This window comes from Kitasatospora sp. NPDC006697, from assembly GCF_042869935.1.
Classification (GTDB): domain Bacteria; phylum Actinomycetota; class Actinomycetes; order Streptomycetales; family Streptomycetaceae; genus Kitasatospora.
Window position 1 is genome coordinate 17218 of the sequence record NZ_JBIAGU010000008.1, and the last position, 14812, is coordinate 32029.

Genomic DNA, 14812 nt, shown 5'->3' on the forward strand with positions numbered 1-14812 from the left:
CTATCTTGACAGGGGGTAAAACATGAACCAAAGTCTGGTTCATGTTTTCGGGGGAGCCGCTGGGTCGGCGATTCACTCTGCTCTGGGGCGCGGTCACCGTCTCCAGCCTGGGCGACGGGATGCGGGCGGTCGCGCTGCCGCTGCTGGCGGCCAGGATCTCCGGCGATCCGCGCGACCTCGCGCTGGTCGCCACCGCCGAACAGCTGCCCTGGCTGCTGTTCAGCCTGCCCGCCGGCGCGCTGGCGGACCGGGTGGACCGGGCCCGGCTGCTCGCCGCCGTCGACCTGCTGCGGGCCGCGCTGGCCGGCGGCTTCGCGGTGGCGGTCGCGCTGCACGCGGTCGGCGTGCCGCTGCTGGCCGTACTCGGCTTCCTGCTCGGCTGCGGCCAGACCTGCTACACCGCCGGCTGGACCGGCGCCGTGCCGGCCGTGGTGCCGCTCGCCGGCCGGACCCGGGCGAACGGACGGCTGCAGGCGAGCGCCCTGGTCAGCGGCTCGATCCTGGGCGCGCCGCTGGGCACCCTGCTGTTCGGCGCGGCCGCGCTGGCGCCGTTCTCGGTCGACGCGCTGAGCTTCGCGGCCGCCGCGCTGCTGGTGCTCGCGGTGCCCGGCGGCGCCGGCGGGCGCTCGGCGCCGGAGGCGGCCCGCCGGACCGGCGGGCTGTTCGCGGAGATGGCCGAGGGCGTGGGCTGGCTGCGCCGCCAGCCCGTGGTGCGGGCGCTCTGCCTGGCCACGGCCGCCGCCAACCTGGTGCTCGGCATCGTGCTGGCCCTGCTGGTGCTCTACGTCCGCGAGGTGCTGCACCTGGGTGCCACCGGGTTCGGCCTGCTGGAGACCTGCTCGGCGGTGGGCGGGGTGGCCGGCGCGCTGGCGGCCGGTCCGGCGGTGGCGCGGTTCGGCCGCGCCCGGGTGCTGGTGCTCGGGCCGATCGGCGCCGGGCTGGCGCTGGGCGGGGCGGCGGCGACCGGCTGGTGGCCGCTGGCCTTCTGCTGCACCGTCGGGTACGGCGCGCTGGGCGCGCTCTTCACCATCGCCGCCGTGACGCTCCGGCAGGAGCTGGTGCCGGCGGAGCTGTTGGGGCGGGTCGGGATGGCCTACCAGCTGGTGGCCAGCGGGGCGGGCGCGGTGGGCGCGGCGCTGGCCGGCCCGCTGGCGCACGCCTACGGGCTGCGGGCGCCCTACCTGGCGGGCGCGGGGCTGCTGGTGCTGGCCGGGGTGCTGCTGGCCGGGCGGACCGGTCAGGCGGTGACCGGCTCCAGCCGCTTGGGCTCGGCGGGCGCGGCCGCCGGGGTGCCGCGGACCAGCTCGCGCACCTCCGGCACGGCCAGCACCAGCAGCGAGAGCGCGGTCATCACCGCCGCGCTGGCCCAGAGCGCGCCGTCCAGGCCGAGCCCGCCGGCCAGCGGAGCGGCGGCCGCGGTGCCGGCCGGGGCCAGGGCGACCGAGCCGCACCAGTCGTAGGCGGCGACCCGGGAGAGCCGGGCCGCGGGGATCTCCTGCTGCAGGGCGATCATCCAGCTCACCCCGTAGACCGTGCCGCCGACCCCGGAGGCGAACATCGCGGCCGCCACCAGCGGCAGCCCGGCCCCGGCGGCCAGCACGGCGGAGGGCAGGCCGAACATCAGCACGCCCAGGGTGCCGGCCAGCAGCAGCCGGCGCGGCTGCCAGCGGACCATCAGCAGCCCGCCCGCCACCAACCCCGCGCCCATCGCCGCGTTGGCCAGCCCCCACGGGCGCGGCCCGCCCAGCCGCAGGTCGGCGACGAGCGGCCCGAGCACCGACTCGGCGGCGATCAGGCAGGCGTTCACCACGCCGTACTGCACGACCACCACCCAGAGCCAGCGCCGCGAGCGGAACTCCTGCCAGCCCTCCCGCAGTTCGACCAGCATCCCGGGTCCGGGACCGCGCGGCACCGGCGCGGCGGCCCGCAGGAAGACCCGCAGCCCGCCCGCCGCCGCCAGCCCGGCCGCGTCCAGCGCCAGCACCCAGCCGGGCCCGACCGCGGCGACCAGCGCACCGCCGAGCGCCGCGCCGACGATCTGCGAGGAGTTGAGCGCGGTGCGGAAGAGCGCGAAGGCCCGGGGCGCGTGCCGCTGGTCCACCGACTCCATCACCATGCCCTCGGAGGCGGGCGCGAAGAAGGCCAGCCCGATGCCGTTGGCCGCCGCCAGCAGCACCACCTGCCAGAGCCGGGCCTGCCCGGTCAGCACCAGCACCGCGAGCAGCGCCTGGGAGAGCGCGTTGCCCAGGTTGGCGGCGACCATCACCCGCTGCCGGGGCAGCCGGTCCGCGAGCGCGCCGCCGACCAGCAGGAAGAGCACGGTGGCGGCCAGCCGGGCGCCGGTGACCCAGCCGATCTCGGCGGCGCCGCCGCCCATCCGCAGCACCGCGAACGCGGTGGCGATCGGCGCGCCCGCGTTGCCGAGGCCGCTGACCACGGTCGCGGCGGTGTGGATCCGGTAGGAGCGACCCGCCCACGCGCGGTGGGGGACGCGGAAATGGGTCAGTTTCGGCATTCGCCCGACTATGACAGTGGCATGGAGGGGGGTCCACGCCAGGGACAGGGATGAACAGCTGTTGACAGGTTGATGGTGGTACCCGTCAATTCCGGTCCGGAAACGATGGTCAGCTGATCGAAAGTCGGTTCATTCCCTGTCAGGGCTGCTACTCGTCAGTCGGGTTCTGCCGGTCGGTGCGTCAGCTCAGGTGGCCGCGCAGGAAGCTGAGGGTGCGGCGCCAGGCGATGCCGGCCTGGAGCGGGTCGTAGGTGCCGCGCGGGTTCTCGTCGTTCATGAAGGCGTGCCCGGCCGGGTAGAAGTGGATCTCCGGGCGGCGGTCGGTCGCCTCGCCGATCAGCATCGCCGCCTCGTCCACCACCGGCACCGGGATGGTGCTGTCGTGCTCCCCGAAGTGGCCCAGCACGTGGGCGGTCAGGCCCTGGTAGGAGAAGCCGGGTTCGCGCGGCAGCCCGTAGAACGGCACCACGGCCGCCACCCGCTCGCCCTCCTGCACGGCCAGCCGCAGCGCGAAGCCGCCGCCCATGCAGAAGCCGGCCACCGCGACCGCGTCCCCGACGATCCCCGGGTGCTCGAGCAGGAAGTCCACCGCCCCGGCCAGGTCCCGCACCGCGCCCTCGACCGGCAGCGCGGCCTTCCGCTCGGCCGCCACCGCCGGGTCGTGGGTGGCCTCCGCGCCGTACAGGTCCGGGGCCAGCACCAGGAAGCCCTCGGCGGCGAACCGGTCGGCGAGCGAGGTGATGTGGGTGGTCAGGCCCCACCACTCCTGGATCACCAGCAGGCCCGGCCCGGTGCCCTGCGGCGGCAGCGCCAGGTAGCCGTGCGCCAGCTTCCCGCTGCTGGAGAAGGTGACGTTCTGCGCTCCCACGTGTCCAAGCCCCATCTGCGCGGTCGGAAGGGCCCAGGCGGCCCGCGGGCACGATGGTATGTGGGCGGCGGGCCGGGCGTCCGACAGTTTCCTGACCCGCCATCCACGTGTCGCCTGATGGACCGCGGACCCCGTGGTGACGGTGGGTCAGCCCATCTCCTCCAGCGCCTTGCCCCGGGTCTCCTTGATGCAGAAGGCCACGAACGGCACCGAGAGCAGCGCGAAGCAGGCGTAGATCACGTAGGTCGCCGAGAGGTTCCAGTTGGCCAGGCTCGGGAAGGTCACGGTGATCGCCCAGTTGGCCAGCCACTGCGCCGAGGCCGCCACCGAGAGCGCCAGCGCCCGGATCCGGTTGGGGAACATCTCGCCGAGCAGCACCCAGACCACCACGCCCCAGGAGAAGGCGAAGCAGAGCACGAAGACGTGCGCCGCGACCAGCGCCACGGTGCCCTGGACGCTGGGCAGGGTGGCACTGTCCCCGGTTCCGGTGCGGTAGGAGAACGCCCAGGCGGCCGTGCCCAGCGAGAGCGCCATGCCGATCGAGCCGGCCAGCGCCAGCGGCTTGCGGCCGATCCGGTCCACCAGGGCCATCGCGATCACTGTGCCGATCACGTTGACGATCGAGGTGGAGAGGCTGATCAGCAGCGAGTTGCTCTCGTTGATGCCGACCGACTGCCAGAGCACCGAGGAGTAGTAGAAGATCACGTTGATGCCGACGAACTGCTGGAAGACCGAGGCGCCGATGCCCACCCAGACGATCGGCAGCAGCCAGCCCCGTCCGCCCAGCAGGTCGCTCAGCCGCGGCTTGTGCTCGCTGCGCAGCACGGACTCGATCTGCGCCACCCGGGAGTCCAGGTCCACCCCGGGGCCCTCCACCTCGGCGAGCACCTGGCGGGCCTTCTGCTCCCGGCCGGTGGCGATCAGGTAGCGCGGGGACTCCGGGATGGCCAGTGCCATCACCCCGTAGACCAGGGCCGGCACGGTCTCCACGCCGAGCATCCACTGCCAGGCCTGCACCGGGCCGAGGTGGTTGGTGGACTCGCCGCCCGCCGCGTTGTTCAGCGCCCAGTTGGCCAGCTGGGAGACGGTGATGCCGAGCACGATCGCCATCTGCTGGAAGGAGGCCAGCCGGCCGCGGTAGGCGGTCGGCGCCACCTCGGCGATGTAGGTGGGTGCGATCACCGAGGCGATGCCGATCGCGATGCCGCCCAGCACCCGCCAGGTGCCCAGCACCTGCACGCTGGGCGGGAACATCGAGCCGACGCCGCTGATCGCGAAGAGCACGGCCGCCAGCAGCATGGTGCGTACCCGGCCCAGGTGGTCGGCCAGCCAGCCGGCCGCCACCGCGCCGGCCGCCGAGCCGAGCAGCGCGATCGCCACCACGAAGGCGGTCTCACCGTGGCCGACGTGGAAGTGTTTCTGGATGCCGGTGACCGCGCCGTTGATCACGGCGCTGTCATAGCCGAAGAGGAAGCCGCCCATCGCGGCGGCGGCCGAGATGAAGACGACGTGGCCGAGGTGTGAGTTGTCGGCCTGCTGCGTGGGTGACGCGGTCCTGGACACGGCTGACCTCCCGGGGAGCGGACAGGCTGGACACCTGACCATCAGATCAGCCGCCTACCCGGAATGCCCGGATTGACCCGGCGTCAGTCCGCCACCGGTGGGACCGCGGTACGCCGTGCGTGGCGGCGCAGCAGCTGCGCCCGGGCACCCGCGTCGCCCGCCGCGCCGCGCTCGGCCAGCCGTTCGGCGGCGGCCGCCTGGTGCTCCACGGGCGCCTTGTCGTCGTACTTGAACTTGGCCCGGGCCTGGCGCACCGTCAGCCGCAGGCCCCGGATGCCGCTCAGCAGGTGGCCGAACGGCTCCTCGCCCGGCACCACCCGGCGGTCCGGGGTCTCGGGCTGGAAGTGCGCCAGCTGGCGGTTGAGGATGTCGGCCTTCTCGGCCGCGCCGTCCAGCACCTCGGCCGTGCAGTCGAACTGCACCGAGGCGTAGTAGCTGGTCGGCACGCCGGTGGCGCGCCAGGTGCCGGGGGCGAAGGCGTAGTCGTCGGTCACCGCCAGGGTGACCCGGGGGTCGGCCCGGACGGCGGCGAACAGCGGGTTGGGCGCGGCCAGGTGGAGCAGGATCTCGGCGCCGGCCAGCAGGAAGTGGGTGGGGACCAGCAGCGGGCCGCCGTCCGGGTTGTTGGCCGCCAGCAGGCCGAAGTCCCGCCCGGCCAGCCACTCCCGCCACTCCTGCTCGTCACCCCGGTCCCAGGAGCGGATCAGCATGCCGCACCGCCGGCCCGGAAGTCCCGCAGGTACTCCGGCAGCTCCCGCTCGGTGCCCGGGTGCGGCACCGGCGCGCCGTAGACGGTGCGGACCGGGACCACGCCGGACCAGTACGGCAGGCCCAGGTCCTCCTCGTCGTCGTCGGCGAGGTCGTCGCGGGTCTTCGCGGAGACCTCGTCCAGCACCAGCCGCAGCACGGCCGTCGCGGCCAGCTCCTTGGGGTTGGCCCGCCGCACGTCGCCGGAGCGGCCGGGCACGGCGTGGTCCACCAGCGCGTCCAGCGCGACCGCCAGCTCGGCCGGGTCGGTGACCTGCTCGGCCGTGCCGTGGGCCACCACGGAGCGGAAGTTGACGGAGTGGTTGAAGGCCGACTTGGTCAGCACCAGCCCGTCGACCTGGGTGACGGTGATGCAGACCGGCATCCCGCCGGGGGCGCCGGCGGCGCGCAGGGGGCGGCTGCCGGTGGAGCCGTGCACGTAGAGCCGGTCGCCGACCCGGGCGAAGATGGTCGGCAGCACCACCGGCGCACCGTCGGCGACGAAGCCCAGGTGGCAGACCCAGGCGCTGTCCAGCACCGCGTGGATCGCGGCCTTCTCCCAGTCGGCCCGCTCGCGGTACCGGGTCGGCGTGGTCCGGGCCGTGCGGGCGTACTGCTGGTCGTCCGGCGCGTCCGGCATGACAACCCCCTATGTACTAGTGCATACTTAACTTTGTGCTAGGAGAGTATCGGATCCAGGGTCGGCGCGCCACGGAGATCGCCGCCGACGTCGAACGCGCGGTCGCCGACGGGTCGCTGCAGCCCGGCGAGGCGCTGCCCCCGCTGCGGGAGCTCGCCGCCGACCTCGGCGTCAACCCCAACACCGTCGCCGCCGCCTACCGGCTGCTGCGCGACCGCGGAGTGATCGAGACCGGCGGGCGCAAGGGCAGCAAGATCCGCCCCCGCCCGGCCACCACCTACCGCGACCAGGTCTCGCTCACCGTCCCGCCCGGCGTGCGCAACCTGGCCGCGGGCAACCCCGACCCGGCGCTGCTGCCGCCGCTCGGCGCCGCGCTGGCCGCCGCGGGCGCGGCCGCCGACCGGGAGCCGGTGCTCTACGGCCACCCGGTCGCCGACCCCGGGCTGATCGAGCTGGCCGGCGCCGCCTTCCGCGCCGACGGGGTGCCGGACGGCAGCCTCGCCGTCACCGCGGGCGCGCTGGACGCCATCGACCGGACCCTCGCGGTGCTGCTGCGGCCCGGCGACCAGGTGGCCGTGGAGGACCCGGGCTGGGCCAGCGTGATCGACCTGGTCGCCGCCCACGGCCTGCGGCCCCTGCCGATGGCCCTCGACGACGCCGGGCCGCGCCCGGCCGCCCTCGCCGCCGCGCTGGCCGCCGGCGCCCGGGCGGTGATCGTCACCAGCCGCGCCCAGAACCCCACCGGCGCCGCCGTCACCGCCGGGCGGGCCGCCGAGCTGCGCACCGTGCTCGCCCGCCACCCCGAGGTGCTGCTGCTGGAGGACGACCACGGGCACGGCATCACCGAGCTGCCGTTCCACAGCATCGGCCTCGGCCCGGACCGGCAGCCGGCCACCGCGCACTGGCTGGTGATCCGCTCGGCCGCCAAGGCCTTCGGCCCGGACCTGCGGCTCGGCGTGGCCGCCGGCGACCCGCAGACCATCGACCGGCTGCTCGGCCGCCAGCGGCTGGACACCGGCTGGGTCAGCCACCTGCTGCAGCGCACCGCGGCCGAGCTCTGGCGCACCCACGGCGCCGCGCCCGCCGGCGTCCCCGCCGCCTACCGCGAGCGCCGGGACGCGCTGCTCGCCGCGCTCGCCGCGCAGGGCATCCGCGCGCACGGGGCGAGCGGGCTGAACGTCTGGGTGCCGGTGCCGGAGGAGACCGCCGCGGTGGTCGGGCTGCTGCAGCACGGCTGGTCGGTGCTGCCCGGTGCACGGTTCCGGATGCAGTCGCCGCCCGGGCTGCGGATCACGGTGGCGCCGCTGGATCCGGCGCAGGCGCCGCGGCTGGCGGCCGACCTGGCGGCGGTGCTGGGCACCGGGGCGGCGGCCTCGCGGGCGGTCTGAGCCGCGCCGGCGGTCCGGGACGCAACGAGCGGGCGCCCCCACCGGGGACGCCCGCCGCCGGCGGTCCGTCAGCCCTTCGCCCGCAGCGCCTCGGCGTGCTCGCGGACCTGGTCCTTCGACAGGTAGACGTCGGTGTACTCGAAGTCCCGCAGCCGGGCGGGCTGGCGGGCCAGGAACCCGGTGCGCACGAAGTCGTCGCCGGCCGTCGCGTTGATCAGCCAGTTGCAGCCGACCCGGAACTTCGCCACGTTGGTCCGCATCGCCATCAGGTGGTAGCCGCGGGCCACCAGCTGGGCCGGCACCCCGGTCATCTCCACGCCCACCGGCTTGGAGACCGCGTCCTTGCCGCCCAGGTCCACCACCAGGCCCAGGTCCTTGTGGTAGTAGGCCTCCAGCGGCTGGTTGCGCAGCGCGGCCACCAGGTTGTCGGCCACCCGGCGGCCCTGCCGGGCCGAGTGCTGGGCGGTGGGCGGGCAGACCGCGCCGTCGCCCTTGGCCAGGTCCGGCACGGCGGCCGCGTCGCCGAGCGCGAAGACGCCCTCGAACTGCGGCACCCGCATCTCGGCGGTGACCGCGATCCGGCCGCGCACCGTCTCGGCGTCCAGGGTGCCGATCAGCGGGCTGGCGGCCACGCCGGCCGTCCAGATCAGCGTGCGGGAGGGCACCACCCGGCCGTCGGTGAAGGTCACCGAGGTGTCGTCCACCTTCGCCACCGAGACGCCCAGCGAGACCTCGACGCCGCGGTCGCGGAGCACCCGCAGCGCCCGGCTGCCCAGGTGGTCGCCGAGCTCGGGCATCAGCTTCGGGGCGATGTCGATCAGGTGCCACTTGATCAGCCGCGGGTCGAGGCGGGGGTAGCGGTCCAGCGCCGCGGTGGTCAGCCGCTGCAGGCAGGCCGCCGTCTCGGTGCCGGCGTAGCCGCCGCCGACCACCACGAAGCCCAGCCGGGACTCCTGCTCGGTGCGGTCCGCGGTGTCGTCCGCCAGGTCCAGCTGGGCGATCACGTGGTCGCGCACGTAGGCCGCCTCGGCCAGCGTCTTCATGCCGCGGGCGTGGTCGGTCAGGCCGGGGATGTCGAAGGTGCGGGTCACGCTGCCGGGGGCCAGCACCAGGTAGTCGTAGCGCTCCACGACCTCCTGGCCGGTGATCTTGCGGATGATGCAGACCTTGGAGCGCGGGTCCACACCGATCGCGCCGCCCGGGATGATGTCGGTGCGGCGCAGCGTGCGGCGCAGCGAGACCGCCACCGACTGCGGAGTCAGCACCCCGGCCGCGACGTGCGGCAGCAGCGGCAGGTAGAGCTGGTAGCTGAAGGGCGTGACCAGGGTGATCTGGGCCTCCGACGACGCGAGCTTGCGCTCCAGCCGGCGGGCGCACTCCAGTCCGGCGAAACCGCCGCCGACGATCAGGATCCGAGGACGTTCCATCACTACTTCCTTCGCCGCTGGCCGCTGAACCGGGGAGGTCCGGCAGCCCGCCTGACGGACCGCCACCTCCCGGCCACCCTCGCACGGCAGTTGGGCAGCCGCCACCGCTAAGGCCCGATGGGTAGGGTGAGCCCGTGCTTCGTGAGGTGACGGCGGTCCGCTATGCGGCGCCACTGCGAGAAGGCGGCTCGATGCCGGGCCTGGTGGCGGGCGACGACCACCGGTTGTACGCGCTCAAGTGGAGCGGGGCGGCGCAGGGGCGCAAGGCCCTGGTCGCGGAGGTGCTGGCCGGGGAACTCGGGCGCTCGCTCGGGCTGCCGGTGCCCGAGCTGGTGCGGATCGAGCTGGACCCGGTGCTGGCCCGCAGCGAGCCCGAGCAGCAGATCCAGGACCAGATGCGGGCCAGCGGCGGGGTGAACATCGGCCTGGCCTTCGTCAGCGGCGCGCTCAACTTCGACCCGCTCTGCTTCGAGGTGCCGGCCGGGCTGGCCGCCCGGGTGCTCTGGTTCGACGCGCTGATCGGCAACGTGGACCGGTCCTGGCGCAACCCCAACCTGCTGGTGGCCGACGGCGAGCTGGTGCTGATCGACCACGGCGCCAGCCTGATCTTCCACCACAGCTGGAGCGGCGCGGCCGGCTGGACCCGGCGCCCCTACGACGCCGGCGACCACGCGCTGCGCCGGTTCGCCGGCCCCGCGCTGGCGGCGGCCGACGCCGAGCTGGCCGAGCGCTGCACCCCGGAGCTGCTGGCGGCCGCGGCCGCCGCCGTGCCGGAGGAGTTCCTGCTCGACGAGCCGGGCTTCGAGGGCCCGGACGCGGTGCGCGCGGCCTACGTGGACCAGCTGACCGCGCGGCTGGCCGGGCCGCGGGACTGGCTGCCGGCGCTGGAGGGGGCGCGATGAGCGGGGAGGAACTGCGCGAGTACGAGTACGCGCTGGTGCGGGCGGTGCCGCGGGTCGAGCGGGGGGAGTGCGTCAACCTCGGCGTGCTGCTCTACTGCCGCTGGCAGGAGCGGCTGCTGGCCCGCACCCTGCTGCCCGAGGCCAAGCTGCTGGCGCTCGACCCGGGCGTGGACCTGGTCGGGGTGGCCCGGGCGCTACGCGGCATCGAGGCGGTCGCGGCGGGCGGCCCGGAGGCCGGTCCGGCCGCCGAGGACAACCCGGGCCGCCGGTTCCGCTGGCTCACCGCGCCGCGCAGCGCCGTGATCCAGCCCGGCCCGGTGCACACCGGGCTGACCGCCGACCCGGAGGCGGACCTGGAGCGGCTGTTCGCGGAGCTGGTGCAGTAGGGCGCGCGAATTCGTTCTCATAGTGAAAGCTGGAGTTGATAAAGCTTTTATGGGTTCTGTGGTCTCATGGGTGCCATGACTACCGCCGCACCGCGCATCTCCACGACCGAGCTGATGGAGGCCGTGGCCGCCGTGAGCGCCGCGTTCTGGATCGACTTCGCGGCGGCGGCCGCCCGCCACGGGCTCAGCTCCACCCAGGCCAAGGCGCTGGGCGCGATCCGGGAGCCGGTGCCGATGCGGGCGCTGGCCGAGCAGCTGGGCTGCGACGCCTCCAACGTGACCGGGATCGTGGACCGGCTGGAGGGCCTGGGCCTGGCCACTCGCTCGGCGGCCGCCACCGACCGGCGGGTCAAGATGGTCACCATCACCCCGCCCGGCGCCGAGGTGCTGCAGCGGATCCGCGACGACATGGGCCGGGCGCACCGCGCCCTGGACTCGCTGGACGGGCAGCAGCGCGGCGCCCTGCTGGCGATGTGCGCGCAGATCCTGCCGCTGCTCCAGGGCTGACCGCCTCATGCGGCCGGCTCCTCGATAAACCCTTCGGTCACCGAGCCATCGGCCGGTAGCCTGCGCTGCGCAAGTGAGTGGACGCGTGCGGGGCGGGAGCGGTGCGATGGTTTCGGGCTGGGCGGGGGACCTGCTGCTGGGCGGCGTGGTGCTGGCCGGCGCCTCGGTGCAGCGGATGGCCGGGATCGGGTTCGCCCTGGTCACCGCGCCCGCGCTGGCCCTGATGCTGGGTGCCGGGCAGGGCGTGGTGCTCTCCAACTGCGCGGGCGGCGCGATCAGCGCGATCGGCCTGGCGGCCACCTGGCGGCAGGTCCGGCCCGGCGCGATGCTGCCGCTGATCGCCGCGGCCGCCTGCAGCGTGCCGGCCGGCGCCTGGGTGGCCGCCCAGCTGCCCGAGCCCCGGCTGCTCGCGGTGATGGGCACGCTGGTCACCGTCGCCGTGCTGCTGGTGCTGCGCGGCGCCCGGGTGGGCGCGCTGCGCGGCCGGGGCGGGGCGGTGGCGGCCGGCGCGGCCAGCGGGTTCATGAACGCGGCGGCCGGCGTCGGCGGCCCGGCGCTCTCGCTCTACGCCGTCAACGCGGGCTGGACGGTCCGCGAGTTCGTCCCCAACGCGCAGTTCTACGGACTGACCGTCAACATCTTCTCGCTCTTCGCCAAGGGCCTGCCCAGGCTGGCCGGCCCGGCCTGGCTGGCGGTGGCCGCCGCGCTGGCGCTGGGCGCGGTGATCGGCCACTGGGCGGCCGACCGGGTGCCGGAGCGCCGGGCCCGCACCGTGGTGCTGCTGCTCGCGCTGGGCGGCGGGATCACCACGCTGCTCAAGGGGCTGAGCGCGCTCTGAGGCCGCACCGGCGGCCCGCCGACCGGTGGCGCTGACCTCGGCTGTTAGGCTTGCGAAGCGTGAGCGCGAAGCCCCAGATCCCCAATGTCCTGGCCGCCCGGTACGCCTCGGCCACCCTGGCCCAGCTGTGGTCCCCCGAGCACAAGGTGGTCCTCGAACGCCACCTGTGGCTGGCCGTCCTGAAGGCCCAGCAGGATCTCGGCATCGATGTCCCCGAGACCGCCGTGGCCGACTACGAGCGGGTGATCGACCAGGTCGACCTCGGTTCGATCGCCGCCCGCGAGCGGATCACCCGGCATGACGTGAAGGCCCGGATCGAGGAGTTCAGCGAGCTCGCCGGCCACGAGCAGATCCACAAGGGGATGACCTCCCGGGACCTGACCGAGAACGTCGAGCAGCTGCAGGTCCGCCAGTCCCTGGAGCACGTCCGGGACCGCACGGTGGCCGTGCTGGTCCGGCTCGGCCGGCTCGCCGCCGACCACTCCGAGCTGGTGATGGCCGGCCGTTCGCACAACGTCGCCGCGCAGGCCACCACCCTCGGCAAGCGGTTCGCCTCGATCGCCGACGAGCTGCTGGTCGCCTTCGCCCGGCTGGAGGAGCTGATCGCCCGCTACCCGCTGCGCGGGATCAAGGGCCCGGTCGGCACCGCCCAGGACATGCTGGACCTGCTCGGCGGGGACGCCGCGAAGCTGGCCGAGCTGGAGCGCCGGGTGGCCGGCCACCTGGGCTTCGACAACGTCTTCACCAGCGTCGGCCAGGTCTACCCGCGCTCGCTGGACTTCGAGGTGCTGACCGCGCTGGTGCAGCTGGCCGCCGGGCCGTCCAGCCTGGCCAAGACGATCCGCCTGATGGCCGGTCACGAGCTGGTGACCGAGGGCTTCAAGGAGGGCCAGGTCGGCTCCTCGGCGATGCCGCACAAGATGAACACCCGGTCCTGCGAGCGGGTCAACGGCCTCGCGGTGATCCTGCGCGGCTACGCCTCGATGACCGGCGAGCTGGCCGGCGACCAGTGGAACGAGGGCGACGTCTCCTGCTCGGTGGTGCGCCGGGTCGCGCTGCCGGACGCCTTCTTCGCCTTCGACGGCCTGCTGGAGACCTTCCTGACGGTGCTGGACGAGTTCGGCGCCTTCCCGGCCGTGATCGAGGCCGAGCTGGACCGCTACCTGCCGTTCCTGGCCACCACCAAGGTGCTGATGGGCGCGGTGCGGGCCGGCGTCGGCCGGGAGACCGCGCACGAGGCGATCAAGGAGCACGCGGTCGGCTCGGCGCTGGCGATGCGGGCCGGCGCCCGGGAGAACGAGCTGCTGGCCCGGCTCGCCGCCGACGAGCGCATCCCGCTGGACCGGGCCGCGCTGGACGCGCTGCTCGCCGACCGGCTCTCCTTCACCGGCGCGGCCGGGGCCCAGGTGGCCGAGCTGGTCGAGCGGATCGGCGCCGTCGCCGCGAAGTATCCGGCGGCCGCCAAGTACGCGCCGGGCGACATCCTCTAGCTACGGAGTCTCCGCGGTGGACCCGGGGCACTCGTGCCCCGGGTCCACCGGCGGAGCCGTGGCAGCGCAGTACCAGGTCGCGTCCGGCTCGCTCTTGGCCGGTGCGGGCTTGCCCGGCACCGTGAGCAGCGCCAGCAGCCCGCCGGCCGCCAGCGCGCCGGCGCAGATCAGCACGGCCGTGCGGAAGGCCGAGTCCACCGCCGAGGGCACCCGGTACTGGTCCCCGCTGAGCCCGGTGAGCAGCGGCAGCGCCGCCACCGCGAGCAGCCCGGCCGCCCGGGCCGCCGCGTTGTTCACCCCGCTGGCGATCCCGGCCCGCCGCACGTCCACCGCGGCCAGCACGGTCGCGGTCAGCGGCGCCACCAGCAGGGTCAGCCCGGCGCCGAAGACCACGGCGGCCGGGAAGACGTCCGTCCAGTAGTCGGCGTGCGCGCCGATCCGCAGCATCAGCAGCACCCCGGCCGCGGCGATCAGCGGTCCGGCGGTCAGCGGCAGCCGCGGCCCGGTCCGGTTGGCCAGCTGCCCGGAGCGCGCGGAGAAGAGCAGCATCAGCACCGTCACCGGCGCGAAGGCGACGCCCGCGACCAGCGGTTCGAAGCCGGAGACGGTCTGCAGCTGCACCTGGAGGAAGAACATCACCCCGCTGAGCGCGCCGTAGACCGCCAGCGTGACCAGGTTGACGGCGCTGAACAGCCGGGAGGAGAAGAGCCCCAGCGGCAGCATCGGCTCGGGCGTGCGCCGCTCCACCCGGAGGAAGGCGAAGCCGAGCAGCAGGCCCGCCACCGCCGAGACCGCCACGGCGGGGGAGAAGCCCTCGGCGGCCTCGGTCAGCGCGAAGGTCACCCCGCCGAGCGCGAGCGCGGCCAGCACCGCGCCCGGCACGTCGAACCGCCCGGTGGCCTGCTCGTCCCGGCTCTCCGGCACGTGGCGCACCGTCAGCAGTGCGACCGCCACGGCCACCGGCAGGTTGAGCACGAAGATCCACCGCCAGCCGGGCCCGCTGACCAGCCAGCCGCCGAGGAACGGGCCGACGGCGGTGGCCACCCCGCCCAGCCCGGACCAGGCGCCGACGGCGCCCGAGCGGTCGTCCGGATGGAAGGTGGCCTGCAGCAGCGCCAGCGACCCGGGGGTGAGCAGCGCCCCGCCGATGCCCTGCAGCGCCCGGGCGGCGATCAGCACCCCGACGGTCGGGGCGATCGCGCAGAGCCCGGAGGCGAGCGCGAACCAGGCCACGCCGATCAGGAAGACCCGCCGCCGCCCGTACCGGTCGCCGAGCGAGCCGCCGAGCAGGATCAGCCCGGCCAGGGTGAGCAGGTAGGCGTTGACCGTCCACTGCAGGGCGGCCAGCGAGGCGCCCAGGTCGGCGCCGATGTGCGGCAGGGCGACGTTGACCACCGAGCCGTCCAGCATCGCCATGCCGGAGCCGAGCGCGGCGGCCAGCACCACCCACCGGCCGCGGGCGCTGTGCAGTCGGATCCCGTTCTCGATCTCCATAGCGGCATCCTGCTGGACGGCGCGCCCCTCGCGCAGGCTTCCGCGCC

13 protein-coding genes and 1 pseudogene are annotated in these 14812 nt (G+C 74.9%); 7 read left to right on the forward strand and 7 right to left on the reverse strand.

What is annotated here, in order from left to right:
- Window positions 1-41: 41 nt before the first annotated feature.
- Window positions 42-1166 (forward strand): annotated as a pseudogene (locus ACFYNO_RS13010) (MFS transporter); the annotation flags it as partial.
- A 71-nt stretch (window positions 1167-1237) separates the two neighbouring features.
- On the opposite strand, the gene ACFYNO_RS13015 reads toward ACFYNO_RS13010, so the two are convergent.
- The 5 genes from ACFYNO_RS13015 to ACFYNO_RS13035 all read right to left on the reverse strand — a co-directional run bounded on the left by ACFYNO_RS13015 (window position 1238) and on the right by ACFYNO_RS13035 (window position 6333).
- Window positions 1238-2515 (reverse strand): MFS transporter, encoded by a 1278-nt coding sequence (locus ACFYNO_RS13015; protein ID WP_388010047.1) that lies wholly within the window; start codon window positions 2513-2515, stop codon window positions 1238-1240.
- 181 nt (window positions 2516-2696) lie between these two features.
- Window positions 2697-3383, reverse strand: coding sequence for a dienelactone hydrolase family protein (locus tag ACFYNO_RS13020; protein ID WP_388010050.1), 687 nt, complete (start codon window positions 3381-3383; stop codon window positions 2697-2699).
- A 147-nt stretch (window positions 3384-3530) separates the two neighbouring features.
- The gene (locus ACFYNO_RS13025) at window positions 3531-4988 is read right to left on the reverse strand and encodes a sugar porter family MFS transporter (protein WP_388010053.1); all 1458 of its coding nucleotides are present in this window, start codon (window positions 4986-4988) and stop codon (window positions 3531-3533) included.
- Window positions 4989-5029: 41 nt separating this feature from the next.
- Window positions 5030-5656 carry an FMN-binding negative transcriptional regulator gene (locus ACFYNO_RS13030; protein WP_388010056.1) on the reverse strand — a complete coding sequence of 209 codons (627 nt, stop codon included), beginning with the start codon at window positions 5654-5656 and terminating at the stop codon, window positions 5030-5032.
- Window positions 5650-6333 carry a pyridoxamine 5'-phosphate oxidase family protein gene (locus ACFYNO_RS13035; protein ID WP_388010059.1) on the reverse strand — a complete coding sequence of 228 codons (684 nt, stop codon included), beginning with the start codon at window positions 6331-6333 and terminating at the stop codon, window positions 5650-5652. The genes ACFYNO_RS13030 and ACFYNO_RS13035 overlap by 7 nt, the downstream gene beginning before the upstream one ends.
- Before the next feature lie 35 nt (window positions 6334-6368).
- Between ACFYNO_RS13035 and ACFYNO_RS13040 the strand changes: the two genes are divergently transcribed.
- Window positions 6369-7721: an aminotransferase class I/II-fold pyridoxal phosphate-dependent enzyme gene (locus ACFYNO_RS13040; protein WP_388010062.1), complete on the forward strand. Its 1353-nt coding sequence runs from the start codon at window positions 6369-6371 to the stop codon at window positions 7719-7721.
- A 68-nt stretch (window positions 7722-7789) separates the two neighbouring features.
- On the opposite strand, the gene ACFYNO_RS13045 is transcribed toward ACFYNO_RS13040, so the two are convergent.
- Window positions 7790-9148, reverse strand: a complete 1359-nt coding sequence (locus ACFYNO_RS13045; RefSeq protein ID WP_388010064.1) for an NAD(P)/FAD-dependent oxidoreductase — start codon at window positions 9146-9148, stop codon at window positions 7790-7792.
- A gap of 134 nt (window positions 9149-9282) precedes the next feature.
- Between ACFYNO_RS13045 and ACFYNO_RS13050 the strand changes: the two genes are divergently transcribed.
- From ACFYNO_RS13050 to purB, 5 genes are all read left to right on the forward strand, one after another.
- Window positions 9283-10050, forward strand: coding sequence for a HipA family kinase (locus ACFYNO_RS13050; RefSeq protein ID WP_388010067.1), 768 nt, complete (start codon window positions 9283-9285; stop codon window positions 10048-10050).
- Entirely contained in the window at window positions 10047-10436 is a 390-nt protein-coding gene (locus ACFYNO_RS13055; RefSeq protein WP_388010070.1) for a DUF3037 domain-containing protein, read from the forward strand. The genes ACFYNO_RS13050 and ACFYNO_RS13055 overlap by 4 nt, the downstream gene beginning before the upstream one ends.
- Window positions 10437-10511: 75 nt before the next feature.
- Window positions 10512-10943 carry a MarR family winged helix-turn-helix transcriptional regulator gene (locus ACFYNO_RS13060; RefSeq protein WP_388010073.1) on the forward strand — a complete coding sequence of 144 codons (432 nt, stop codon included), beginning with the start codon at window positions 10512-10514 and terminating at the stop codon, window positions 10941-10943.
- A gap of 106 nt (window positions 10944-11049) precedes the next feature.
- Window positions 11050-11781: a TSUP family transporter gene (locus ACFYNO_RS13065; protein WP_388010076.1), complete on the forward strand. Its 732-nt coding sequence runs from the start codon at window positions 11050-11052 to the stop codon at window positions 11779-11781.
- Window positions 11782-11840: 59 nt separating this feature from the next.
- Window positions 11841-13271: an adenylosuccinate lyase gene (gene purB, locus ACFYNO_RS13070; protein ID WP_388010079.1), complete on the forward strand. Its 1431-nt coding sequence runs from the start codon at window positions 11841-11843 to the stop codon at window positions 13269-13271.
- Here the strand turns inward: purB and ACFYNO_RS13075 are convergent, their stop codons facing one another.
- Window positions 13272-14765 carry an MFS transporter gene (locus ACFYNO_RS13075; RefSeq protein WP_388010082.1) on the reverse strand — a complete coding sequence of 498 codons (1494 nt, stop codon included), beginning with the start codon at window positions 14763-14765 and terminating at the stop codon, window positions 13272-13274.
- Window positions 14766-14812: the final 47 nt, after the last annotated feature.